Below are 23,949 nucleotides of genomic sequence, written 5' to 3' on the forward strand. Positions count from 1 at the left end.
TCATAGTACATATTGCCAATTCTCAAAAAAGAGAATGTAAATATTAGGCATTTTCAGTTTTATAAGTTAAAAATTATCATTTTCTAAGTTCGTAATACGAACCTAAAAAAAAGTAGCGCCTATGCAGTATAATTTATTACTAAAATGTTATTTTTGCGGTCATACTTTGAATACTTATTAAAATTCATCATGAAAGAAATTACAAAAGAAACATACATCAATTGGTACAAAGACATGTTGTTCTGGAGAAAATTTGAAGACAAATTAGCTGCAGTTTACATTCAACAAAAAGTGAGAGGTTTTTTACATTTATACAATGGTCAAGAAGCTATTTTAGCAGGTTCTTTGCACGTAATGGATCTTTCTAAAGATAAAATGATTACAGCTTATAGAAATCACGTTCAACCAATTGGTATGGGTGTTGATCCTAAAAGAGTAATGGCTGAATTGTACGGAAAAGAAACAGGTACTTCTCATGGAATGGGTGGATCGATGCATATCTTTTCTAAAGAAAAAGGTTTTTATGGTGGACATGGTATTGTTGGTGGTCAAATTCCATTAGGTGCTGGTATGGCATTCGGAGATAAATACCACAACACAGGTGCTGTAACTATCTGTTGTTTTGGTGATGGTGCTGCACGTCAAGGATCATTACACGAAACTTTCAATATGGCTATGTTATGGAAACTTCCTGTAGTATTCATCGTTGAAAACAATGGATACGCTATGGGTACTTCTGTTGAGCGTACTGCAAATCACGAAGATATCTGGAAATTAGGTTTGGGTTACGAAATGCCTTCTGGACCTGTAGATGCTATGAATCCCATCAAAGTTGCTGAGGCTATGGATGAGGCTATGGAAAGAGCAAGAAGAGGTGATGGGCCAACGTTCTTAGAAATGAAAACATACCGATATAGAGGTCATTCAATGTCTGATGCTCAACACTATCGTACAAAAGACGAAGTTGCTGAATACAAAAAAATCGACCCTATTACTCAGGTACTTGATATCATCAAAGAAAACAAATACTTGTCTGACGATGAAATCAAACAAATCGACAAGGATGTAAAAGCAAAGGTTTCTGAATGTGAAAAATTCGCTGAAGAATCTCCTTACCCACAAAAACAACAATTATACGACGTAGTTTACGATCAAGAGGATTACCCTTTTATCAAAACTTCTAGAAAATAAAACATAATACAAAGTTATATGGCACAAATTATTACAATGCCCCGCTTGAGTGATACTATGACCGAAGGTGTAGTGGCAAAATGGTTGAAGTCTGTTGGTGATAAAATTGAAGAAGGAGATATTCTTGCTGAAATTGAAACTGACAAAGCAACTATGGAGTTCGAATCATTTAACGAAGGAACTTTATTACATATAGGTTTACAAGAGGGAGAAACGGCACCTGTTGATAGCTTATTAGCTATTATTGGTGAAGAAGGTGAAGACTTCTCAGCATTATTATCTGGAGATGCTACTGCTGCACCCGTTGAGGAAGCTGCTGCCCCTGTTGAAGAGGCTGCTAGCCCTGCTGCAGAAACACCTGCTGCTCCTGCCGCTGCTGCTATTCCTGATGGAGTTACCGTAGTAACAATGCCAAGATTGAGTGACACCATGACAGATGGTACCGTTGCTTCTTGGTTGAAAAAAGTTGGTGATGAAGTTGCTGAAGGAGATATCTTAGCTGAAATCGAAACAGATAAAGCAACTATGGAGTTCGAATCGTTTAACGAGGGAACTTTATTATATATCGGATTGGAAGAAGGACAAACAGCACCTGTTGATAGTTTATTGGCTATTATTGGTGATGCTGGAACTGACGTTTCTGGTGTTGTTGCAAACTTTAATGCTGGTGGTGGTGAAGCTGCTCCAGCTGCTGAAGCACCAAAAGCTGAAGCACCTGCTACTGAGAAAAAAGCGGCACCTGCTGCTAAAGCTTCGCCTGCAAAAGCAGCGGCTCCAAGCGCTACTAAAAAAGTTAGCAATATCCAGTCTGAAAACGGAAGAATCGTTGCTTCTCCACTAGCGAAAGCATTGGCTGAAGAAAAAGGAATCAACCTAGCGAAAGTTGTGGGTACTGGTGAAGGTGGACGTATTGTAAAAACAGATGTTGAAAACTTTACAGATGTTGTAATTACTGACGCACCTGCTGCTGCAACCGTTGCTTCTGCACCTGCTGGAGAAATCTCTCAAAGAGAAGAGAAAAACTCTAACATGCGTAAAGCAATTGCTAGAGCATTAGATAAATCTCAAACTGAAAATGTAAACTTTACAATCAGTATTGATGTAGATATGGACAATGCGATTGCTTCTCGTAAGCAAATCAACGAATTGCCAGATACAAAAGTTTCTTTCAATGATTTAGTAGTAAAAGCTACTGCTATGGCAATTAAGAAACATCCACAAATTAACACACAGTGGACAGAAGAAAAAACTATCTATAACGAGCACATTTCAATTGGTGTTGCTGTTGCCATCGAAGACGGATTGGTTGTACCTGTAATTCCTTTTACAGATATGAAAAGCTTGACACAAATCGGTGCAGAAGTAAAAGATTTAGCTATCAAAGCTAAAAACAAAAAATTGACTCCAGCAGAAATGTCTGGAAGTACATTTACCGTTTCTAACTTAGGAATGTTTGGTGTAGATAACTTCACTTCTATCATCAACCAACCTAACTCAGCTATTCTTTCAGTTGGTGGAATCAAACAAAAGCCTGTTGTAAAGAATGGAGAAATTGTTGTTGGAAATGTTATGAACTTAACATTATCTTGCGATCACAGAACCATTGATGGTGCTGTCGGAGCTGCCTTCTTAAACACATTGAAACAATATGTTGAGAGTCCAGTTACTATGATTGCTTAATAATATTTTAGCAGACAAATAAAAAAACCTTCACTTTAAAGTGAAGGTTTTTTTATGCCCTAATATTAAATAATATTTTGTTAAAGAATGTAATTATAGCACAGCCAACACGTCATAAATTGTATATTTGAACTTCATACAACAATTCAATCAAATGAAAAAAATTACGCTCATTTTAGCAGCTATTAGTCTTTTTGCTTGTTCTGATACAAAAAAAGATTACTTGACTTTATCAGGAACTGTATTAAACACTTCTGAAAATACGTTGATCGTGGAAAATCAGCACTACAATAAAAAAATTGAAATTGACAAAGACGGTCATTTTAAAGATACTTTGCACTTAAAAAATGTACAAGATCTTGCGAGTTATGAAGAAAATTTTTACGGTATCACTGTCGGGCAAAACAGAACCTTTTCATACATCCAAAATGGTTTTGATCTTGAATTGACTATTGATGGGGATAATTTCGATTTCAAAGGTAAAGGAGCTCAAAACACGAATTACATCAAAGAAAAACTAGAAACTGGAAGTAAGTATATGAATATTCCAGAATATTTTAAGCTAGAGAAAGAGGCTTTCGAACAACAAGTTTCTGAAGCAAAATCTACATTTGATGCTTTGTTGGTAAAATACAATGATTTAGACCCTGCTTTTGCTAAAGCAGAAAAAGAAAACAACGAGCAGCTGTACACAACTTTGAATGAAAATTACGAAGAACAACACAACCTTTTAAAAAGCACTAGCAAAGGTAGTCCATCACCAAAATTTGAAGGTTATGAAAACTATAAAGGTGGTAACAATTCTTTAGACGACTACAAAGGAAAATATGTGTATATCGATGTATGGGCAACTTGGTGCGGACCTTGTAAGCAACAAATTCCATTTTTGCAAACTTTAGAAAAAAAATACCACAATAAAAACATCGAGTTTGTGAGTATTTCTATCGATAACCCGGCAGCAAAAGACGCTTGGAAAACAATGATAAAAGACAAAAATATGGGAGGTGTTCAATTGTTTGCAGGTGGTGACCAGAGTTTTTCTCGCGCTTATCAAATTTCAGGAATTCCTAGGTTTATTTTAATTGATCCACAAGGCAATATTGTTGAAGCAAACGCTCCTAGACCATCCGACCCCAGTTTAACAGAACTATTTACCGAATTAGGTATCTAATAAATAGCAAAAAAAATCCTGTTTTCTCGAACAGGATTTTTTTTATGCAAACTTTACTGCCTTGGCGGGAGTTATTTTGGTAATTATATATGAAGGTATTATCAACATCAATAAACACAGTACCAAAGTCCCAATATTTAACAGCAACACATGCCAGACATTTATACTAACTGGAGCACTACTCACATAATACGTTTCTGGATTCAAACTAATGACTGAAAAATATTTTTGAATCAGCAACAATGAAATACCCAAGACATTTCCGATAACCAAACCTCTTAGAATCAAATAAGATGCGTTGTATAAAAACAGTTTTCGAATACTCCAATTCGAGCTCCCAAGAGCTTTTAAAATTCCAATGGTCTGGGTTCTCTCTAAAATCAGTACTAGCAATGCGGTAATCATATTTATACCTGCCACCAATATCATAATTCCAATAATAACCGCAATATTGGTATCGAATAGTTTCAACCAATCAAAAATAGTTGGGAACATTTCTAAAATAGTTTCGCTATTCAACATAGGGTCTATTTCTTTATACACTCCTGCTCCTAACTCATTTATTCTTGAGAAATCATTTACAAACACTTCAAAACCACCAACTTGTCCCTCACTCCACTTATTTAATTTCTGAATATGTTTGATATCCCCCAACACATAACTTTCATCAAAATCTTTAAAGCCCGAATTGTAAACACCACTTACGGTAAACACCCTCCTATTTGGCATTCTATTACCTCTGTCTTTGATAAAATACATATCGAAGGTATCGTTGGTATGTAAACCCAATCGATTTGCCAAAATACTTGATATCAGTACTTGATTACTAACTTGGTTTGAAATCTTAGGAATACTACCTTCAATGAGGTATTCAGACAACCCTGACCAATCATAATCTGTATCTACCCCCTTTAACACAACGCCTTCAAAATCTTTTTCGGTACGTATAACCGCACCTTTTGAAGCAAATGGCTGCACTTTTACCACACCGTTTAAATTTGAAAAATCTGGATAAAAATCTTGGTTTTTGGCTATTGGGTTTTGTGTAGATTCAGAAGTATTATTATCGTAACTAGTGATTTGAATATGCCCTTTAAAAACAGATATCTTTTCACGAATTCGATCTTGTAAACCTACACCTGTAGCCACAGTAATTAACATTAGCAATACCCCAAGTGAAATTGCTGTGATTGCAATTTTTATTATTGGTGCTGAAATGCTACTTTTATGTTTCTTAGACGCAGTAAAACGTTTAGCTAAAAATAATTCGTAATTCAATTTAATTCATTCAATGTTTCTCATCAAAAATACATATTATTCTCTTCTTGGTACGCCAAACTATCTATTATTTCAACCTCTAAAAACACAAATACTAAAAAACAGCAAACTATTTTTTTTGAGTATTTTGATTCCTTTATCGATCAGTTGTTCTGGACAAAATACTATTGAAGTTGGCGCAAATAACCTAGAACAACACATCAAAGATCTCAAGAGCAAGAACATTGCAATTGTTGCCAATCAAACCTCAGTTATTTTTAAGAACAAAACACAAACTGCATTCACACATCTAGTTGATTCACTTTTATCAAAAAAAATAAAGGTTACGAAAGTATTTTCACCTGAACATGGTTTTCGAGGTAAAGCAGATGCTGCGGAACATGTTGCAAACGGAAAAGATGCAAAAACAGGATTACCAATTGTATCTTTGTACGGTAAAAACAAAAAACCAACCAAAGACCAATTACAAGATATAGACCTTGTAGTCTTTGATATCCAAGATGTTGGCGCTCGTTTTTACACCTATATTTCTACCTTACACTATGTAATGGAAGCCTGTGCTGAAAATAATATTCCCGTGATGGTTCTTGACCGACCAAATCCGAATGGACATTATGTAGACGGACCTACATTACAAATAGAGTACAAAAGTTTTGTCGGTATGCACCCCGTTCCATTAGTTTATGGGATGACCATTGCAGAGTATGCTCAAATGATAAACGGAGAACGTTGGTTAAAAAATAAAATCAAGTGCAACTTAATTGTAATCCCATTAAAAAACTACACACATCAATCAACATACAAATTACCCATTCGCCCTTCACCAAACTTACCAAATTCAAAATCAATCAATCTTTATCCTAGTCTAGGGTTCTTCGAAGGAACCCCTATCAATGCCGGAAGAGGAACTGAGTTTCAATTTCAGCGATTTGGTTCATCGAAATTCCCAAACAATCTCTTTGCCTACTTCCCAAGAGCCAACTTTGGAAGCAAATATCCAAAAGACCAAAATAAAAAATGCTATGGTTTTGATTTATCCAAAACACCTAACCTAAACAAAGTAAATATAGCATGGCTAAAAAAAGCCTATGAATTGTATCCAGACAAAAAAGCATTTTTTGGTAAGACCTTTACCATTCACGCAGGCAGTACAAAACTTCAAGACCAATTAGAAAATGGTTTGTCTGCAACAGAAATTCAAGCCTCTTGGCAAAAAGATTTGAAGAAATTTAAAAACATTCGAAAAAAATATTTGCTTTACCCTTAACTTGTTTAATATGCTTCATGCCAAGAAAAATGATTTTTAATAATTCTATCTTTTTCTTCAGATAAAAACTCTAGATATTTCTCTACTACGGGCGAATGTTTTTTTCCAGAAGGCCATACCAGTGACCATTGTGTTTCAATAGGCAAACCTTCTAAGGGAACGATATTCAAACTGCCATGCAACAATTCGTCTTTGATACCAATTAAAGGCATTATTGAACATCCCATTCCTGCTAAAACTGCCTGTTTAATAGCCTCATTAGAAGTCAATTCTATTTTTTTTGCAATAGAAATATTTTTCGTTTTTATATACTTTTCCATTGACAAGCGAGTAGCCGACCCTAACTCACGATACAACAAGGGCAATTGCTCTAATATCTTTTTTGCATCATTAGTTTTCGGAATTTCTAATCCTGGCTTCACTACTAAATACAATCTGTTGCCAAGTAAATCAAATCGTTCAAGGTTAATGGTATCTGGCATCAACGAAACCAAAGAAAAATCGACCAAATTATTCTCCAAATCTGACACAACACTCGATTTGTTCGTTACGTGCATTTCCAATTCTACATCTGGAAAGGTTCTCATAAATCGTGCTAAAAAATAAGGCATCACATATTTTGCAGTCGAAACGATTGATATGGTTAATTTCCCATACACTTTTCCCTGAAAAGCTAGATTTTTTGCTTTTATTTTTTCAACTCCTTCTAATATAATTTCTGCCGTTTTCGCAATCTCTTTTCCAAAATCTGTAATATAAATCTTTCTTCCAATCACCTCAGTTAGAGGCAAGTCGAACTGAGCTTGAAAATTTTTTAGCTGTATAGAAACTGCCGGTTGTGTAAGATGTAATTCTTCAGATGCCTTAGTAACACTCTTTGTCTGAGCTATCTTCAAAAATATTTGAAGTTGGTTCAATGTATAATTCATAAAATATATTTATGTTTTTCATTACAAACATAAATAAAAATTTATAAATAAATGCTTGTAGTTTTGCAATGTAAAAATAAAAACACATTCAAATTATGGAAGCATTAAAATTGAACAATGAACTATTAGAAAACAAAGAATTTGTAGAATTTTTAGACAGTCTTTTACAAGAAAAGCTAAATTCTTACAACTTAGAACTTCTTGTTCAATGTGAAAGAATTGGAAACGTTGACAGCAATACTCTTGACAAAATAATTGAATTGAAAAAAATACGCCAAGAGATAAAAGAATTCAAAAATCTTAACAATCCTGAAAAATTATTATCACTTATTTCAGATACACAATTCAACACTATCGCAAATTCAAACTATAGTTTTCAGGCAGCTGTCTAAATAAACAACCCTCTAAAAAAAAACATGAATCTTGACTTATTAGTTAATAATCTTACAAACCCTGCACTATTATTTTTTATTTTGGGAATCATTGCGGTTTGCGTCAAAAGTGATTTAGAAATCCCCAAAAACTCTTCGAAATTCATCTCATTATACCTATTATTCGCAATTGGATTTAAAGGAGGTCAAGAATTATCCCATGAAGCATTCACAAGCAAAATTATTTATTCTATGCTTTTTGGGGTTTTTATCGCGGTAACCATTCCGTTATATACATTTTTCATTCTAAAGAAAAAATTCACCATTCAAAATGCTGGAGCCATAGCTGCTGCATATGGTTCTGTTAGTGCTGTAACATTTGTTACTGCTATTTCATATCTCGAAGCCCAAGGTCTGCATATGGATGGTCATATGGTCGCTATCATGGCCATTATGGAAAGTCCGGCTATTATTGCTGGCTTGATATTGATTTCTTTATACAATAAGAACAATGATGATAAAATCAATAAAAAAGATGCGATCAAACACTCTATCACCAACGGTAGTGTATTGCTCATATTTGGTAGTTTGGTAATCGGATTTTTAGCTAGTGCAGAACAAGCGAATGATATAAAACCTTTTACCGACGATTTGTTTAAAGGGTTCTTGGCTATTTTCTTACTAGATATGGGAATCGTAAGCGGTAGAAAATTAAACGCACTAATTGCAAAAGGAATTTACCCTATACTTTTTGCCATAATTATTCCATTGCTCAATGGTACACTTTTCGGAATCTTAAGTGGTTATATCACAGAAGATGTTTCTAACAGATTTATCTTTGCAATTCTAGCGGCAAGTGCTTCCTATATAGCGGTACCAGCAGCTATGAAAATGGCAGTCCCAAAAGCAAATCCCGGATTGTATTTACCAATGGCGTTGGCGGTTACTTTCCCAATAAACATTACGATAGGAATGCCTTTGTATCTAGCAATCGTGCAGAACATCACTCCTTAAATTTAAAACGACTTTCAAGCAAAACAAAACGGCTACTATTTTCAGTAGTCGTTTTTTTGTGCTGTAAAAATGATTATTTTTAAGTTTCAAAAATTATATACCTTATGAAACTTATCAAAAACTTAATTTTACTTACCTTTCTGTTGTTGTTCGCATCGAACCTAACAGCACAAAACGACACAAAAGCGAATTACATTCTCTTTAAAAATGTAAAAATATTCGATGGAACCTCAGAATCACTTATCTCAGGTATGTCGGTTTTAATAGAAAATAATCTTATTCAAAAAATTGCTGCAGATGTTTCAATACCTGAAGGAACGACGGTAATTGATGGTAAAGGCATGACATTAATGCCAGGGCTTATTGAAGGGCATGGTCATTTACAAATGAATGGTCATTCAATATCAGACATTGAAAACAGTAGAAACTGGGAAGAATTAGCAGTACGTTCAACGGTAAATGCAAAAAACGCATTGCTATCCGGATTTACAACTTGGAGAGATGCAGGTGGTATGGGTGCCGGACTTAAAAAAACAGTGGATGCTGGTTTGGTTTTAGGACCAAGAATTTATCCTTCAGGAGGATTTATTGGACCTACAGGTTCTCATGCAGATTTTAGAAATTTCAACACACCAAATGAAACCTTAAATGGTATTCATTCTAGTGGTGGTAAATTAGGTATGACAATCACTGCAGATGGAGTCGACCAAATAAAAGCAGCAGCACGTCAAAATTTTATGCAGGGAGCTTCTCAAATAAAAATCATGTCGAGCGGTGGTGTTGTTTCGCAATTCGACCCTTGGCAGCTAGATGCCTATGGCCCAGAAGAAATTAGAGCTGCCGTAGAAGTTGCTGATGCTTATGGTACTTATGTGATGTCTCATGCTTACAGTAAAAAATCAATCATGCGTTGTTTAGAAAATGGTGTAAAAACAATTGAGCACTGTTTTATGTTTGATGGAGATGTTGCAAAATTGATGAAGAAAAAAGGAGCATATATGACTACAAACATGCAAGCATTCTCTCCTGCATTGTCTCAAGTTTCTGCAATTTCTGCTAGTAAAGCTTCTGCAAGAAAAGCAAACTCTGCTCAAGAAGCCTTTAAAGGATATATCGAAAATGTAAAAAAACACCGACCAAAATTAGGGTTCCAAGGAGATTGTGTAGGAATGCCTGATGCTTGTAACAAGCAAAACGACCACCAAATATATCTAGGAGCGCACTATTTTGGAAACCATTATTACTTAAAAGCATTGACATCTGTAAACGGTGAAATTGTAAAACTTTCTGGTGAAGTAATGGATCCTTACCCTGATGGTAAATTGGGTGTTGTAGAAGAAGGGGCCTATGCTGATTTGTTGTTAGTTGACGGAAATCCGTTAGAGGATATTTCAGTGATTGGTGGAAATGAAAAATGGTTCGATGCACCAGTTCGTGATGGAATAGAAACTATGAAAATAATCATGAAAGACGGAAAAATCTATAAAAACACATTAGATAAATAATCTTTATGATTCACTTTTAATGAGCAATTGGGAAGTTATTTCGACACCCAGTTGCTCATTTTTAGTATAAAACCTTAACAATTATTTCAAAACCGAACACTTGCTATTGGTTTACAACCAGCTAAATGAAATTTGATTTTTAACTAAAACCTATGAAAAAAAAACTACTATTTCTAACTTTTTTGATAAACATAGGAATCGTTGCTCAACATAAAACGAAAAACAATGACACCAATTTTACAATAGGTGGATTTGCAAAAATGGATGCAATGATTACCGTATTCGAAGGTGGTGAAGTTGCTGATCCTGAAAGTCCAATTAGAGACATTCATTTACCCAGTGCAATACCCGTAGGAGGCCAAGATACTTATGATACGCATATGCACATCAAAGAATCTCGTTTCTATCTTGATTTCGAAAAAACACTAAAAAACGAGAAAAAAATAAAATCCTATTTTGAAATGGATTTTTTACTTTCAGCTGCTGGAGATGCACGAGTAAGTAATTCATACAATCCTCGTATCAGACATTTATACATCAACTATGACAAATGGCTATTCGGTCAAACCTGGTCGACTTTTATGGTGGTTATAATCCCAGACGACCTAGATTTTTCAGGAGCTGCAGAAGGAATTGTTTTTAACAGACAACCCCAAATTAGATATACAAATGGAAATTGGCAGTTTTCACTTGAAGTCCCTGAAGCAACTATTACACCAAATGGTGGTGGGCCTTTTGTAATATCATCTGGTGGATTACCTGATGCAATTGTCAGAAGAAACTTCAATGGAAAATGGGGTAACCTAGGGGTTTCTGGTATTATTCGAAATCCTCGATACCATGACGCTAACGGTACAAGAAAAAGTTTTATTGGGTATGGTCTGACCTCAGGTGCAAAAATCAACATTGGAAAAAAAGATGACCTCAGAATTCAAGCAACCTATGGTTATGGATTAGGCCGTTATTTGGCGTTGGCATTTTTAAACAGCTCGGTCGTGGACAACAACGGTGATTTGCAAGCAATTTCTTCTATGAATGGATTTGTTTCATACTTGCATCATTGGAACGATCGATGGAAATCAAGTATCAATTACTCTTTCTTAGAAGCACAAAACCCTACCGAACTTGCAGGATTAAATGAAAATAAAAATGCTTGGAGTGGTTCTGCGAATATCATTTACCAAGCAGACAAAGATTTATTACTCGGAGTTGAAGGAATGTACGCATATCGTGGGCTAGAAAATGGAATCGGTGATGGCATGCACCGCGTACAATTCTCAGTAAAATATTCATTTAAATACAGCGCAAAATAACAACTATTGAAAACAAATAAGCCCATACCCTATCAAGCTATTTAGTTACATAATATAGAGTCATATAATCCCAGGTATTTTTTTGTTTTCATATTTTATGCTATTTTTATTATTGATGATACGGTATGATTAACTATAGATACCTTTAAAACTGGACTATGTATAAATATATTTTTATAGTTTTCACTTGTCTCATATCTCATTTTAGTCTTGGCCAAACCATAGATTCTACACAAATTGGAAAAGAATACCCCTATGTATTACCAATACTTGGCAAAAAAGCCTATGCGAGAGGTTATGAGCTACAAAAACCTTTTGGTGTTATGCTCGGAAGTTTATTTAACAAACAAGGTATCATTATAGATAATTTTGAAATGGCTTTAGGCGATGGTACCACTCCACCCACTTCGTATTTTCCTTTAGATGGCATCCTAGATTTTGGCCCTTCGCAAGGAAGAATTAACACCCTTAACGCAAGACTTGACGCATGGATATTACCTTTTTTTTCTGTCGGAGGCTATTTTGGAGAAGTGTGGGGAGAACAAGATATTACTTTTAGTGTAGCTGGGAGTGATTTGATAAAAAGTACTACTGATATCAGAGGAAAATATTATGGAATAAACTTGTTGGGGGTTGCTCCTCTTGGACCGGTAAACATCGCTGCAGATTATTCATGGTCTTGGACAACAAACTCTAGATTAGACAAACCCGTATTGGTTAATGTAAGCGGAATAAGAGTCATCAAAAGAATCATGACACCTACCAAGGGAAGGTTTTGGGCTATTTGGGGAGGTGCTCAATTTCAGAAATTAGACAATCAAACTTCTGGTAATATAGCCTTTGATGAAGCATTAGGAATTACTGAAGAGGACAAACAGAATTTAGACAACCATTGGAATAGTTTTAAAAACAATGAAGTTCCGAATGGTAATGGACAATACTGGGATGAATTAAACGCTTTACAAAAGGCTCAAGCCACGGCAACTTATAATTTAGTTCGTGGTGTTGTAGATACTGATGTGTATTATAAATTCAACAAACGATTAGAACACGAATGGAATATGCTCTTAGGTTTTAATTACCAGCACAATGATAAATGGCAATTTCGTGGAGAATACGGTTTTTTAAAATCCAAACAACAGCTAATGCTTTCCTTAAATTATAGATTTGGACTTTAATTAATCTTTATCTTTGAAATAAAATTGCGTTTGTTTGACTCAAACAATCAACTATGAATAAATATATACTCACCTTAGGAATTCTTTTTGCAGTATTTCAACTACACGGTCAAAAGAGCACGGAAAAATCTGCTGATGAAATCGCTCAAGAACTTTCAAATACTCTAAGAACGATAGCAAGTCTAGAATTTCAAAAAACTAACCACTGGACTAAATTCTTTCAAATACCCCCAGTAATTAACCTTCCTTGGTAAAACAAATTATGATGATAAAAAATTACATTTTATTTGCATTCTTGCTTTTTAATTTCGCAGTATTATATGCGCAAGAACAAAACAACGAGTCAAAAGAATATCAAATGGGGGGACCCAACCAGGTTGACAATCAATTGGCAGAAGATAAAATTGAAAAAGAATCTGTTTTTGATTTGGGCTTTTTAAATCCCTTTTTCGATTTCAAAAAAACCTTAAAATCCAATTCCGGATTTGATTTTGCTTTGGACTACTCTAGCGTTTATTTTGGAGCCACTGAAAGTTTACCAGGTAATGACAATCATACTGCAGCTGGGATGGTTCGTTTGTATGGCTCATGGGAATTGATCAACAGAAAAAAAAAAAATAATGGTGCACTTATTTATAAAGTCGAGCACAGACACCCTTATACACAAGTAACTCCGAAAAATTTTGGTTTTGGTATTGGATATGTAGGAATGGAGGTCCCGGCCTTTAACGATGATGGTTTTCGAATGACCAACTTTTATTGGAGACAACGTTTAGCTGGAGGCAAAATATCTTTTGTTGCAGGTTTATTAGACGCGACAGATTATGTAGATGTTTATGCATATGCTAGTCCATGGACAGGATTTATGAATTTCCAATTCAGTACAGGGTCTCAAACTGTCTACATTCCTAACGATGCTGCTTTGGGAGTAGCTTTTGCCATGTATATTACAGATAACATTTATGCAATTGCAAGTATCAGTGATGCAGGATCAGACCCCACGAAACCTTGGGATAATTTCAATTCATTCTTCGAAAATGGAAATTATTTCAAAAGTATCGAATTGGGATACACCACAGGATCTAATGATTTTTTCTTGAATAATTTTCATCTTACTTATTGGCATTCTGACGGTACACCAGTTACTGCGTCACTTCCAGGTTGGGGAATTGCGTTCTCTGCTACACATTATTTCAAAAGTGGTATTCATCCTTTTCTTAGAGGTGGTTATGCCAAAGATGGCGGTACCTTATTGCAAAAATCTTTAGTTGCTGGAATGGCATATCAAACAACCGAAAAAGGAAGTCTATTCGGAGCATCCTTAGGATGGGGAGAAGTGAATGAAAGTAGTTTTCGAACTAATCTACAAGACCAAATTACGGCAGAAGTATTCTATAAAATTAAATTCTCTAGCAGGTTCGAGATTTCACCAGATCTTCAATATCTAATCAATCCTGCTTTAAACCCAAATACATCAAATCTTTTTATTGCCGGAGTAAGAGGAAGACTGAACATTTAAGACATCATAAAACCCACTGATCATGAAAACCAACTTTAAATCTATTTGTATCAAAGTACTATTTTTCTTGACAGTGTCTACCTATGCGCAAGAACCAGACATCGACCGATGGGACAACTGGCTTTTAGTTGGTAACAAAATAGTGTTTGGAGGTGAAAATAATTTTCAACACTCACATGAACTGCAATGGAGAGTAAACGAAAATATGTCTGCCTTAAAAGAATGGTATTACGAAGGGGTTCTCACCTATTCACCAAATGCAAATTGGGAAATTGTACCTGACTTTCGTGCAAGTGTAAAACCTGATAGAAAAGATTTTAGATTTGGATTTGCAGGGGTTAGAAAATTTAATTTCAGTAGTGAAGAAGGTACTTTAAATGGTCAATTGGTAAATCAGATGAAATATCAAATAGACATTGACACAAAAGGAAATTTAAGACATGGTGTTAGGTATGTTGTAACATATAATAAAATAATAAATGATCATTTTATTATAAGCGGATTGATTGGCCCATTTTATAGATGGGGTGAAGACTATACAGGAATTGAATTCATACGTGGTGGACCAGCCTTTACTTATAGTTTTGACAAACAACATACACTGTCAATAGCACCGTTATTTGGAGCAGCTGCTTTAGGAGATAATGATGGATGGACCTATTCCTTTACACCAATGGTGTCACTTGTAATTCGCGCAGGAAAAAAATACAAATATGTACCTGCTAAGTACATCAACTTTTAAGTTATTTAGAACAAATAAGATTTTCTACGATCGAAACCTTCTTATTCGTCAACAGAAGCTTTTTCATCTGTTTTTACAGTATTTCTAACATCTTTAAATATAGACACAATGTGCGAAATACCACTGATTACTTTTTGAGACTCAACTAAAACATTTACTAAAATCTCATTTGTTTTTTCAGCAAACGAAGTTTTAAACTCTTTACTTTCAAACTTCAGAAAACGCTTTGCTGCCAAGGGCACCACATTAAACAGTAAATTCTGAGGACTAATTGTAGTTTGAAATTTTTCTTCTAGCAATTTTTCTTGCATGCTAATTTCTGTTTTTAGCATTTCTTTTTTTAAATAAAACTCAGACTTTTCCATAGTACTATTTTTAAGAAGGAATATTTCTATCTAAATAATTTTGCATTATTCTCGTCAAAATTGTTTTTCGTTTCCATAACATCAACAACATAATCAAAACCAATCCGACCGTAACAGTAACAAAACCTAAATAGGTACTTTCAAATAGCGCATTCAACACCAAAGCTGAAGTAAAACCAACAAATATTAGAAAACAAAAAAAGAGAAATAAAAATACAACATCAAAAAATATTTTTGCTCTTGCCTCACCTATTTTCTCAACAGCTTCGAACTGTAGATATTTGAATTTTAATTCAATGTATTTGATTATTTCTTCCTTCATATCTAGAACAATTTATGCCGTTTCCTTCGTTTCAATCTCTTTTTCTAATTGAGAAATTTTCTGCTTTAGAAGTTCAATTTTTTCGTTTGTAAACTCACCTCCTTTTTCGACCAATTCATTAATTTTTTCCTTGAGTAAGTCAATCTTGCCCAATAATTCTTCTCTTGTTTCTTCACCTGAACTTGGTGCTAATAAAATACCAGCAACCGCTCCAACAAACAAACCTATTAACAAACCCGCTATCCATTTTGATGTCGTACCCATATCAATCTATTATTTTCTAAAAATAACGAGAAAAAAACACAAATTAACTTTTATCAAAAAATAATTACTGAAAAGCTTGAAAAACGATTGCATTAGACTGCACTTTGATTGTCGTCAAATTTGACTCAAACACAGTGGTATCGATAATTCGAAGTTTATAATATTCAACCTCTGGTACCTTTTCTAAAACTGAGATTATTTTTTTCATCACAAAAGACTCTTCAAAAACATATGTATCATAATACTTCTTCTCATCGTAAAAGAAAAAGTAATCGAGTTTTTTGTGAAGTTTAAATTCAAAAACAACTTTATTTTCAGATAGCAATACCTGAAATTCTGAAGCTTCAAAATCTTTTTCTGATACCGAGTCACCAAAAGCATAAAAAGCAAATCGCGAACGTTTTATCAAAAAGCTAGACATGCAAAATTTTATTTAAATTTCTCTGCTTTCACCGCTTTTCCACCCAATGGAATAGCTTTTTTTAAATTTTCAATAATCGAAAATGTCGCAGGACATATAGCTGCGTTTTTTACAGTAAGGTCTGTAATTTGAATAAATTTTCTTCGATTGGTATGCGGATACTCTGAACAAGCTTTCGGACGCACGTCGTAAATCGTACAAGAATTGTCGTTTTCATCTAAAAAATGACAAGGCACAGATTGCAAGACATAAAAATCATCTGAATCTCTTTCTAAAAACTGTTCCATAAAATGAACTTCTTTCATTTTAAAATGTTTCGAAATACGCTGAATATCTTTCTCTGTAAAAATCGGACTTGATGTTTTACAACAGTTAGCGCACTCTAAACAATCTGTCTTTTCGAATTCAGCATCGTGCAAATCACGCATCGTCAAGTCCAACGTTTTTGGTGTACGTCGTTTCAATCGTTGAAAATATTTTAAGGTTTCTTTTTCAGTATCCTTTGCATCTTTGTGCAACCTCGCTAACCTTTCTTGCATGTTTGCCATAATTATGAACCAATTTAAAACACAAAGATAAACTTATTAAAAGAGTAAAAAACGTTTTTCAATCACAATAAACATCCCAAAAATAAAATCTCTTTTATTTATTTATCGCCACCTAATAATTATTAAATTTGCAGCTCAAAATTCCAAGTGAAATGAGTATTCAAAACACGTTAACAAGTGCCGTTAAACAAGCGGTTTCAAGTATTTTCGATAAAGAAATAACATCTGTAGAGTTTCAAGCTACCAAAAAAGATTTTGAAGGTGATATAACCATTGTGGTATTTGCCTTGTTGAGAACCATCAAAGGAAATCCCGCTGCAATCGGTGAACAAATCGGATCGTACTTAAAAGAAAACATTGCAATTGTTGAAGACTTTAATGTGGTAAAAGGTTTTTTAAACTTGGTAATTTCTGAAAATTATTTCATCGATGATTTTCAAAAAATTTACACGACCGACAATTATGGAATTATAGTACCAAAACCAGAAGACAAAGCTGTAATGGTTGAATATTCTTCTCCAAATACCAACAAACCCCTTCACCTTGGGCATGTTAGAAATAATTTATTAGGGTTCTCTGTCTCTAAAATTATAGCTGGTGCAGGTAAAAAAGTATACAAAACACAAATTATCAATGACCGTGGAATTCATATTTGTAAAAGTATGCTTGCTTGGGAGAAATTCGGAAACGGTGAAACTCCTGAGTCTACTGGTATCAAAGGAGACAAACTAGTTGGTAATTACTATGTAGCGTTTGACAAAGCCTATAAAGAAGAAATCAACGAATTAATAGAAAAAGGATACACAGAAGAGGATGCAAAAAAGCAAGCACCAATATTGCTTGAAGCTCAAGAAATGTTATTGAAATGGGAAGCTGGAGATGAGCATGTTATAGCTTTATGGAAAAAAATGAACAAATGGGTATATGATGGATTTGATGCTTCTTATAAAAAAATGGGCGTTGAATTTGATAAAAACTACTATGAAAGTGACACCTATATTTTAGGAAAAGACGTAGTTGCAGAAGGTTTGAAAAAAGGAATTTTCGAGCAAGATCCTGATGGTTCTGTTTGGATAGATTTGACTGACGAAGGTTTAGACAGAAAAATTGTACAACGATCTGATGGTACTTCTGTATACATTACACAAGACATCGGAACAGCGATAGAGAGATTTAAAGATTATGATATCGATTCTCTTACTTATACAGTTGGTAACGAACAAGACTACCACTTTAAAGTACTTTTCTTAATCTTAAAAAAACTTGGTTTTTCTTGGGCTGACAATATGTACCACCTTTCTTATGGAATGGTAGATTTACCTTCAGGAAAAATGAAATCTAGAGAAGGTACTGTTGTTGATGCAGATGATTTGATGGATGAAATGACGAATACCGCTAGAGAAATATCTCAAGAATTAGGGAAATTAGAAGGTTATTCTGATGCAGAAAAAGAAGCCTTGTACCAAGTAATCGGTTTAGGAGCTTTAAAGTATTATATTTTAAAAGTAGATCCGAAGAAACGAATTTTATTCGACCCAAAAGAATCAATTGATTTTAATGGAAACACTGGACCATTTATTCAATATACCTATGCGAGAATTCAATCAATTCTGAGAAAAGCATCTTTTGATTATACAACCCCAATTTCTGATATCTCAATTAGTGAAAAGGAAAGAGCGTTGATTAAACAAATACAATTGTATCCAGAAACGGTTCAATTGGCATCTAAAAACCAAAGCCCTGCCTTAATTGCAAATTATACCTACGACTTGGTTAAAGATTACAATTCTTTTTATCAGAGCTCGTATATCTTAGGTTGTGAAGATGAAAAGCTAAAAATATTTAGAACACAACTGTCTAAAAAAGTAGGAGAAATCATAAAATCAGGTTTTGATTTACTTGGAATCGATGTACCTGAAAGAATGTAGCCTGTTTTTTTACACAAAAGACAAAAATATCATCATTGATTACAAATTCGATAATTAAGCATTGAAATTGTAAAAATAAATATAGATTCATTAAATTTGCATGCTGCAAAATGCGGCTCATTAACAGATTGAATCGATTGATGTTGATGAAATTCAAAAAGAAAAACTAAAAAAACATATACAATGAAATACGACGTAATAGTTATTGGAAGTGGACCTGGTGGTTATGTTACAGCAATTAGAGCCTCTCAATTAGGTTTTAAAACTGCTGTAGTTGAAAGAGAAAACTTAGGTGGAATCTGTTTGAACTGGGGATGTATCCCTACCAAAGCTTTATTAAAAAGTGCACAAGTATATGACTATTTAAAACATGTAGATGATTACGGTTTAAAAGCCGAAGCAATCGATAAAGATTTCGAAGCGGTAATTAAGAGAAGTCGTGGTGTTGCAGAAGGAATGAGCAAAGGTGTTCAGTTCTTAATGAAAAAAAATAAAATTGACATCTTAAACGGTTTTGGTAAAATCAAAACAGGTAAAAAAGTAGATGTTACTGCAGAAGAAGGTACCGTTACTGAGTACAGTGCAGATCACATTATTATTGCAACTGGAGCACGTTCACGTGAATTACCTAATTTACCACAAGATGGTGAAAAAGTAATCGGATACCGTCAAGCAATGACATTACCAAAACAACCTAAGAAAATGATTGTTGTGGGTTCTGGAGCTATTGGTGTTGAATTTGCACATTTTTACAATTCAATGGGTACAGAAGTAACTATCGTTGAGTTTATGCCAAACATCGTACCTGTAGAAGATGCTGATGTTTCTAAAGCATTTGCAAACTCATTGAAAAAAGCTGGAATAAAAATCATGACAAACTCTTCTGTTGAGTCTGTTGATACTTCTGGTGCTGGAGTTGTTGCTACAGTAAAAACTAAAAAAGGAGAAGAAAAACTAGAAGCTGATATATTATTATCTGCAGTAGGAATCAAATCAAACATTGAAAACATCGGATTAGAAGATGTAGGAATTGTTGTTGATAGAGATAAAATTTTAGTAAACGATTTTTACCAAACAAACATCCCAGGATATTACGCAATCGGTGATGTAGTTCCTGGTCAAGCTTTAGCACACGTTGCTTCTGCTGAAGGAATTACTTGTGTTGAAAAAATTGCTGGATTGCATACAGAAGCTATCGATTACGGAAACATTCCTGGTTGTACTTATGCATCTCCTGAAATTGCATCTGTTGGTTTGACAGAAGCAAAAGCAAAAGAAGCTGGTTACGATATCAAAGTTGGAAAATTCCCATTCTCGGCTTCAGGTAAAGCAAGTGCTGCCGGAACAAAAGAAGGTTTTGTAAAAGTAATCTTTGACGCTAAATACGGTGAGTGGTTAGGATGTCATATGATTGGAGCTGGTGTTACAGACATGATTGCAGAAGCTGTATTAGGACGTAAACTAGAAACAACAGGACATGAAGTATTAAAAACAGTTCACCCTCACCCTACGATGAGTGAAGCGGTTATGGAAGCTGTAGCAGATGCATACGATGAAGTTATTCACCTGTAAGCACTACAAAAAATATAAAAAAAATCCGATACAAATTTGTATCGGATTTTTTTATGATTTCGCTTCAGTAAGCAAACATCCTTATTTAGACATATTCTAAAACACGGCATATTTTTTGATATATTTGACACAATTAAACCTTTCACAAAAAAAGCAGTCTAAAAAAGTCAGAAAGAACATTCTATGAAAAAAACATTTTACGCAGGTTTGTTATTCTTTACTCTTGTATCGTTTGGCGTTTACTACAACGACAATTTTGAAAAACGTATTGTAGAAAAACTTGAAGCATATGATTCAAAAAATTATCCTGAAAAGGTATATGTTCATACTGACAAACCCTACTACTCTTTAGACGAATCTATTTGGTTTACCGGATACCTAGTAAATGGTGTTAGTCACCTTAAAAGTAAAAAAAGCTACGTGATGCACGTAGAATTGATCAACGAACAAGATAGTATCGTGGGGTCGAAAAAATTATTTATCAATAAAATTAGCAGTCCTGGTGATTTTAAAATTGATAAAAAATGGCAACCTGGAAAATACTTGTTACGTGCCTATACCAATGAAATGCGAAATGATGATCCTTCATTTTTCTTTCAAAAAGAAATTACGGTTATGGGTACTGCAAACGAAGAAGAAGTCAACAACGAAGAGTCAAAAGAAGCTGCAACGAATCAAGACGAAAAAGATACAAACTATACGATTCCAAGACCTGATGTAAGTTTTCATCCTGAAGGTGGTTATCTCATTGACAACTTAACGAATAAAGTGGCTTTAAAAATAAAAAACAGAGCTTTTCATGAGCAAACACTCGACGGGTTTATCGTTGACAACAATGACAATAAAATATTTAGCTTTACAACTACAAAATTTGGATTGGGTTTGTTCGTGATCACACCGGAACCTAATAAAACGTATACCGCAATTATTGATATAAACGGTTCAGAGGAGCGCTACCCTCTTCCAAAATCTTTGCATAAAGGATATACAATTAGTACTTCTAACATTGGTACCAAAATTGGTTTGAACGTTAGCTCGAACATGGAAGAAGGACTCAAAGGAAGTATACTTGTAGCTCATCAAAGAGGAAAATTGTTATACCGCAAAGTAACAACTTCAAATAAAGACAACTATCATATCAATTTCCCTACCTCAAAATTAGATGATGGTATCATACATATTACCTTATTCGACCCACAAGGGAATCCGGTATCAGAAAGATTGATTTATGTTGAAAACCCTGAAAATAATCTTACAGTTGACATTGAACATGACAAAAAAAAATTAGGAACAAGAGAAAAAGTTACCCTGCAAATTACACCTAAAGACAACCAAGGAAAAACAGTTGTTAGTAGTCTTTCAATGGCGATAAGAGACATGCAAGCTGTACCACAAAACAACTTCGTCGAAAATATAAAAACGTATTTACTCTTGAATTCAGACTTACGAGGAGAAATCAAAAACCCTGGATATTTTTTCGAAATTCCTAACGACCCGAAAAGAAGGTATTTATTAGATTTAATGATGATGACTCATGGCTGGAGACGTTTTTCTTGGCAATCTTTATTAGACGAAAATCAGCCCTCTAGAGATTTCAAGCCAGAAAGAGGTATTTTCATAAAAGGAAAAACGAAAAACTTAAAAAAACCTTACGATTATCGTTCAACCGCTACGCGATTAACTTTTATGGGGAAATCAATTCATCAAGAAGCACAACAATCAGACTCACTAGGAAACTTCACTTATGGTCCGTTTATCTTCTTCGATCAAGTGCCTACGTTAATAGAAGCTCGATTGTATGATTTCAAATCAGAAAAATCTAAAAATAGAAATGTGGTTATATTGTTAGATAACGAGACAGGAACACCACCAGAAATATCAAGAAAAGATCTTTTACAAACAACGGTGAGTGATGATGCTCAATTAGAAGCCTATCTAAAAGTATCAAAATACATCAATCAAGTAAACCTTGAATACGAACAGCAAATGCAACTGTTAGATGAAGTCGTTGTAGTAGGAAAGAAAAAAACAGAACTCGAAAAAAGAAACGAAGAATTTGATAGCAGAACCATGCATGGCTACAGTGACAAAAGAGTGGTAACCGAAGACATCACCGGAGCAGAATCTATGACTATTTTTGATTTATTATTAGGAATTGCTGGTGTTCAAGTTTCTGGTACGAGTGTATCTATTCGTGGTGGAGGAAGTCCAAAATTTATGTTAGACGGAATGCCAATTGATTCGACTTTCGTTGAATCTCTAAGCGGGATGGACATCGACTTTATTGACGTACTTCAAGGAGCTGATGCCGCTGTTTATTCAAACAGCGGAAATGGAGTTATTGCTCTGTATTCTAGACTTGGGTCAAATATCTCTAGTAAAAACGTAAAAAGAAAACCTGGTATCATGGACTTTAAAGCGGAAGGTTTTTATACCGCAAGAGAATTCTATGCTCCCGATCACATTAATGGATTTGAAGAAATGTCAAAAGCAGACATCAGAACAACTTTACATTGGGAACCAAACCTAACAACTAAAATAGATCAACCTACAGAAATCTCGTTTTTTACATCAGACACTAGAGGTGATTTTATCATTGAAGTTCAAGGTATTTCTGAAACAGGTATGCCTATTCATTCTATAAGTACGATGACAGTCAAATAAAAAAAAGTCCCCTGAGCTTGTCGAAGGGGACTTTTTTTATTTCAAATCATCTTGGAATTTAGCAACGAATTTTTTTAATTTTGGATTGATTACCAAGTTACAATACGGCTCGTGTTGATGACTCTCAAAATAATCATGATGGTAATTTTCCGCCTCGTAAAATGCAACAAACTTCGTGATCTCTGTGACTATAGGATTCTCAAAAACACCAGAATTTGTGAAATCATTTAGAATTGTTTCAGCGATGCTTTTTTGGTTTTCATCTTGATAAAATATCGCAGATCGATACTGAGTTCCTATATCATTCCCTTGTCTATTTAAAGTAGTCGGATCATGCGTTTCGAAAAAGACTGTCAACAATTTTTTAAAATCAATGATGGTCTCATCATAAACAATCTTTAATACCTCTGCATGACCTGTTCTGCCCGCAATCACTTCTCTATATGCTGGATTTTTAATAGTTCCTCCACTAAAACCAGGAACCACAGACACCACTCCTTTCAATCGCTTAAACACTGCTTCAGTACACCAAAAGCATCCATTTCCTAAAATTGCTGTTTTCATATGTTTGCTAATATATTTTGTTTCATTAAACTTCTTTTATAGTCGAGAATCCTTCCGAAAAATTACATTTTCAACAACGAATAAAAATTGACTTTTCACATTAAATTAACCCGAAAAAAGACGGGTAGATATGAACTCAGCCA

23 protein-coding genes are annotated in these 23,949 nt (G+C 34.4%); 15 read left to right on the forward strand and 8 right to left on the reverse strand.

What is annotated here, in order from left to right; translation table 11 throughout:
- The first annotated feature begins 189 nt into the window (after window positions 1–189).
- The 3 genes from pdhA (at window position 190) to F6P99_RS09990 (ending at window position 4,042) form a co-directional block, all read left to right on the forward strand.
- Window positions 190–1,191, forward strand: a complete 1,002-nt coding sequence (pdhA, locus tag F6P99_RS09980; RefSeq protein ID WP_152287333.1) for a pyruvate dehydrogenase (acetyl-transferring) E1 component subunit alpha — start codon at window positions 190–192, stop codon at window positions 1,189–1,191.
- An 18-nt stretch (window positions 1,192–1,209) separates the two neighbouring features.
- Complete coding sequence (locus tag F6P99_RS09985) at window positions 1,210–2,871, forward strand: dihydrolipoamide acetyltransferase family protein (RefSeq protein ID WP_152287334.1); 1,662 nt, start codon at window positions 1,210–1,212, stop codon at window positions 2,869–2,871.
- Between the two features lie 154 nt (window positions 2,872–3,025).
- Window positions 3,026–4,042 carry a TlpA family protein disulfide reductase gene (locus tag F6P99_RS09990; RefSeq protein WP_152287335.1) on the forward strand — a complete coding sequence of 339 codons (1,017 nt, stop codon included), beginning with the start codon at window positions 3,026–3,028 and terminating at the stop codon, window positions 4,040–4,042.
- A 42-nt stretch (window positions 4,043–4,084) separates the two neighbouring features.
- Here F6P99_RS09990 and F6P99_RS09995 read toward each other — a convergent pair whose 3' ends face one another.
- Entirely contained in the window at window positions 4,085–5,320 is a 1,236-nt protein-coding gene (locus tag F6P99_RS09995; RefSeq protein ID WP_152287336.1) for an ABC transporter permease, read from the reverse strand.
- 13 nt (window positions 5,321–5,333) lie between these two features.
- Between F6P99_RS09995 and F6P99_RS10000 the strand changes: the two genes are divergently transcribed.
- The gene (locus tag F6P99_RS10000) at window positions 5,334–6,587 is read left to right on the forward strand and encodes an exo-beta-N-acetylmuramidase NamZ family protein (RefSeq protein ID WP_152287337.1); all 1,254 of its coding nucleotides are present in this window, start codon (window positions 5,334–5,336) and stop codon (window positions 6,585–6,587) included.
- Between the two features lie 5 nt (window positions 6,588–6,592).
- On the opposite strand, the gene F6P99_RS10005 is transcribed toward F6P99_RS10000, so the two are convergent.
- Window positions 6,593–7,516: a LysR family transcriptional regulator gene (locus tag F6P99_RS10005; protein ID WP_152287338.1), complete on the reverse strand. Its 924-nt coding sequence runs from the start codon at window positions 7,514–7,516 to the stop codon at window positions 6,593–6,595.
- Between the two features lie 95 nt (window positions 7,517–7,611).
- Here F6P99_RS10005 and F6P99_RS10010 point away from each other — a divergent pair, with 95 nt between their 5' ends.
- From F6P99_RS10010 to F6P99_RS10045, 8 genes are all read left to right on the forward strand, one after another.
- Window positions 7,612–7,908, forward strand: a complete 297-nt coding sequence (locus tag F6P99_RS10010; RefSeq protein WP_152287339.1) for a hypothetical protein — start codon at window positions 7,612–7,614, stop codon at window positions 7,906–7,908.
- A gap of 24 nt (window positions 7,909–7,932) precedes the next feature.
- Complete coding sequence (locus F6P99_RS10015; RefSeq protein WP_152287340.1) at window positions 7,933–8,901, forward strand: sodium-dependent bicarbonate transport family permease; 969 nt, start codon at window positions 7,933–7,935, stop codon at window positions 8,899–8,901.
- 104 nt (window positions 8,902–9,005) lie between these two features.
- A complete protein-coding gene (locus F6P99_RS10020) occupies window positions 9,006–10,406 on the forward strand; it encodes a metal-dependent hydrolase family protein (RefSeq protein ID WP_152287341.1) in 1,401 nt (466 codons plus the stop codon).
- 152 nt (window positions 10,407–10,558) lie between these two features.
- Window positions 10,559–11,719 carry a DcaP family trimeric outer membrane transporter gene (locus F6P99_RS10025; protein ID WP_152287342.1) on the forward strand — a complete coding sequence of 387 codons (1,161 nt, stop codon included), beginning with the start codon at window positions 10,559–10,561 and terminating at the stop codon, window positions 11,717–11,719.
- A gap of 158 nt (window positions 11,720–11,877) precedes the next feature.
- Window positions 11,878–12,897, forward strand: a complete 1,020-nt coding sequence (locus F6P99_RS10030) for a hypothetical protein (protein WP_152287343.1) — start codon at window positions 11,878–11,880, stop codon at window positions 12,895–12,897.
- A 53-nt stretch (window positions 12,898–12,950) separates the two neighbouring features.
- Window positions 12,951–13,151 carry a hypothetical protein gene (locus tag F6P99_RS10035; RefSeq protein WP_152287344.1) on the forward strand — a complete coding sequence of 67 codons (201 nt, stop codon included), beginning with the start codon at window positions 12,951–12,953 and terminating at the stop codon, window positions 13,149–13,151.
- 8 nt (window positions 13,152–13,159) lie between these two features.
- Window positions 13,160–14,416, forward strand: coding sequence for a carbohydrate porin (locus F6P99_RS10040; protein WP_152287345.1), 1,257 nt, complete (start codon window positions 13,160–13,162; stop codon window positions 14,414–14,416).
- Window positions 14,417–14,438: 22 nt separating this feature from the next.
- The gene (locus F6P99_RS10045; RefSeq protein WP_152287346.1) at window positions 14,439–15,158 is read left to right on the forward strand and encodes a hypothetical protein; all 720 of its coding nucleotides are present in this window, start codon (window positions 14,439–14,441) and stop codon (window positions 15,156–15,158) included.
- A gap of 41 nt (window positions 15,159–15,199) precedes the next feature.
- Here F6P99_RS10045 and F6P99_RS10050 read toward each other — a convergent pair whose 3' ends face one another.
- The 5 genes from F6P99_RS10050 to F6P99_RS10070 all read right to left on the reverse strand — a co-directional run bounded on the left by F6P99_RS10050 (window position 15,200) and on the right by F6P99_RS10070 (window position 17,069).
- Window positions 15,200–15,523, reverse strand: coding sequence for a hypothetical protein (locus F6P99_RS10050; RefSeq protein ID WP_152287347.1), 324 nt, complete (start codon window positions 15,521–15,523; stop codon window positions 15,200–15,202).
- A 10-nt stretch (window positions 15,524–15,533) separates the two neighbouring features.
- Window positions 15,534–15,845 carry a hypothetical protein gene (locus tag F6P99_RS10055; RefSeq protein WP_152287348.1) on the reverse strand — a complete coding sequence of 104 codons (312 nt, stop codon included), beginning with the start codon at window positions 15,843–15,845 and terminating at the stop codon, window positions 15,534–15,536.
- A 12-nt stretch (window positions 15,846–15,857) separates the two neighbouring features.
- Entirely contained in the window at window positions 15,858–16,109 is a 252-nt protein-coding gene (locus F6P99_RS10060) for a YtxH domain-containing protein (protein WP_152287349.1), read from the reverse strand.
- Between the two features lie 64 nt (window positions 16,110–16,173).
- The gene (locus tag F6P99_RS10065; protein ID WP_152287350.1) at window positions 16,174–16,530 is read right to left on the reverse strand and encodes a hypothetical protein; all 357 of its coding nucleotides are present in this window, start codon (window positions 16,528–16,530) and stop codon (window positions 16,174–16,176) included.
- Window positions 16,531–16,538: 8 nt separating this feature from the next.
- Window positions 16,539–17,069 (reverse strand): YkgJ family cysteine cluster protein, encoded by a 531-nt coding sequence (locus F6P99_RS10070; RefSeq protein WP_152287490.1) that lies wholly within the window; start codon window positions 17,067–17,069, stop codon window positions 16,539–16,541.
- A gap of 161 nt (window positions 17,070–17,230) precedes the next feature.
- Between F6P99_RS10070 and argS the strand changes: the two genes are divergently transcribed.
- The 3 genes from argS to F6P99_RS10085 all read left to right on the forward strand — a co-directional run bounded on the left by argS (window position 17,231) and on the right by F6P99_RS10085 (window position 23,242).
- Window positions 17,231–19,006 carry an arginine--tRNA ligase gene (gene argS, locus F6P99_RS10075; RefSeq protein ID WP_152287351.1) on the forward strand — a complete coding sequence of 592 codons (1,776 nt, stop codon included), beginning with the start codon at window positions 17,231–17,233 and terminating at the stop codon, window positions 19,004–19,006.
- 183 nt (window positions 19,007–19,189) lie between these two features.
- Complete coding sequence (gene lpdA / locus F6P99_RS10080) at window positions 19,190–20,578, forward strand: dihydrolipoyl dehydrogenase (protein WP_152287352.1); 1,389 nt, start codon at window positions 19,190–19,192, stop codon at window positions 20,576–20,578.
- 183 nt (window positions 20,579–20,761) lie between these two features.
- Window positions 20,762–23,242, forward strand: coding sequence for a TonB-dependent receptor (locus F6P99_RS10085; protein ID WP_152287353.1), 2,481 nt, complete (start codon window positions 20,762–20,764; stop codon window positions 23,240–23,242).
- A 36-nt stretch (window positions 23,243–23,278) separates the two neighbouring features.
- Here F6P99_RS10085 and msrA read toward each other — a convergent pair whose 3' ends face one another.
- The gene (msrA, locus tag F6P99_RS10090; RefSeq protein WP_152287354.1) at window positions 23,279–23,806 is read right to left on the reverse strand and encodes a peptide-methionine (S)-S-oxide reductase MsrA; all 528 of its coding nucleotides are present in this window, start codon (window positions 23,804–23,806) and stop codon (window positions 23,279–23,281) included.
- Window positions 23,807–23,949: the final 143 nt, after the last annotated feature.

Origin of the sequence: Flavicella marina, assembly GCF_009193215.1 — a bacterium.
GTDB lineage: Bacteria > Bacteroidota > Bacteroidia > Flavobacteriales > Flavobacteriaceae > Flavicella > Flavicella marina.

Bases quoted from the DNA above. Each gene is read 5' to 3' on its own strand.
- pdhA (WP_152287333.1), top strand. From the start codon at position 190: ATGAAAGAAATTACAAAAGAAACATACATCAATTGGTACAAAGACATG.
- F6P99_RS09985 (WP_152287334.1), top strand. From the start codon at position 1,210: ATGGCACAAATTATTACAATGCCCCGCTTGAGTGATACTATGACCGAA.
- F6P99_RS09990 (WP_152287335.1), top strand. From the start codon at position 3,026: ATGAAAAAAATTACGCTCATTTTAGCAGCTATTAGTCTTTTTGCTTGT.
- F6P99_RS10000 (WP_152287337.1), top strand. From the start codon at position 5,334: ATGTTTCTCATCAAAAATACATATTATTCTCTTCTTGGTACGCCAAAC.
- F6P99_RS10005 (WP_152287338.1), bottom strand. From the start codon at position 7,516: ATGAATTATACATTGAACCAACTTCAAATATTTTTGAAGATAGCTCAG.
- F6P99_RS10010 (WP_152287339.1), top strand. From the start codon at position 7,612: ATGGAAGCATTAAAATTGAACAATGAACTATTAGAAAACAAAGAATTT.
- F6P99_RS10015 (WP_152287340.1), top strand. From the start codon at position 7,933: ATGAATCTTGACTTATTAGTTAATAATCTTACAAACCCTGCACTATTA.
- F6P99_RS10020 (WP_152287341.1), top strand. From the start codon at position 9,006: ATGAAACTTATCAAAAACTTAATTTTACTTACCTTTCTGTTGTTGTTC.
- F6P99_RS10025 (WP_152287342.1), top strand. From the start codon at position 10,559: ATGAAAAAAAAACTACTATTTCTAACTTTTTTGATAAACATAGGAATC.
- F6P99_RS10030 (WP_152287343.1), top strand. From the start codon at position 11,878: ATGTATAAATATATTTTTATAGTTTTCACTTGTCTCATATCTCATTTT.
- F6P99_RS10035 (WP_152287344.1), top strand. From the start codon at position 12,951: ATGAATAAATATATACTCACCTTAGGAATTCTTTTTGCAGTATTTCAA.
- F6P99_RS10040 (WP_152287345.1), top strand. From the start codon at position 13,160: ATGATGATAAAAAATTACATTTTATTTGCATTCTTGCTTTTTAATTTC.
- F6P99_RS10045 (WP_152287346.1), top strand. From the start codon at position 14,439: ATGAAAACCAACTTTAAATCTATTTGTATCAAAGTACTATTTTTCTTG.
- F6P99_RS10050 (WP_152287347.1), bottom strand. From the start codon at position 15,523: ATGGAAAAGTCTGAGTTTTATTTAAAAAAAGAAATGCTAAAAACAGAA.
- F6P99_RS10055 (WP_152287348.1), bottom strand. From the start codon at position 15,845: ATGAAGGAAGAAATAATCAAATACATTGAATTAAAATTCAAATATCTA.
- F6P99_RS10060 (WP_152287349.1), bottom strand. From the start codon at position 16,109: ATGGGTACGACATCAAAATGGATAGCGGGTTTGTTAATAGGTTTGTTT.
- F6P99_RS10065 (WP_152287350.1), bottom strand. From the start codon at position 16,530: ATGTCTAGCTTTTTGATAAAACGTTCGCGATTTGCTTTTTATGCTTTT.
- F6P99_RS10070 (WP_152287490.1), bottom strand. From the start codon at position 17,069: ATGCAAGAAAGGTTAGCGAGGTTGCACAAAGATGCAAAGGATACTGAA.
- argS (WP_152287351.1), top strand. From the start codon at position 17,231: ATGAGTATTCAAAACACGTTAACAAGTGCCGTTAAACAAGCGGTTTCA.
- lpdA (WP_152287352.1), top strand. From the start codon at position 19,190: ATGAAATACGACGTAATAGTTATTGGAAGTGGACCTGGTGGTTATGTT.
- F6P99_RS10085 (WP_152287353.1), top strand. From the start codon at position 20,762: ATGAAAAAAACATTTTACGCAGGTTTGTTATTCTTTACTCTTGTATCG.
- msrA (WP_152287354.1), bottom strand. From the start codon at position 23,806: ATGAAAACAGCAATTTTAGGAAATGGATGCTTTTGGTGTACTGAAGCA.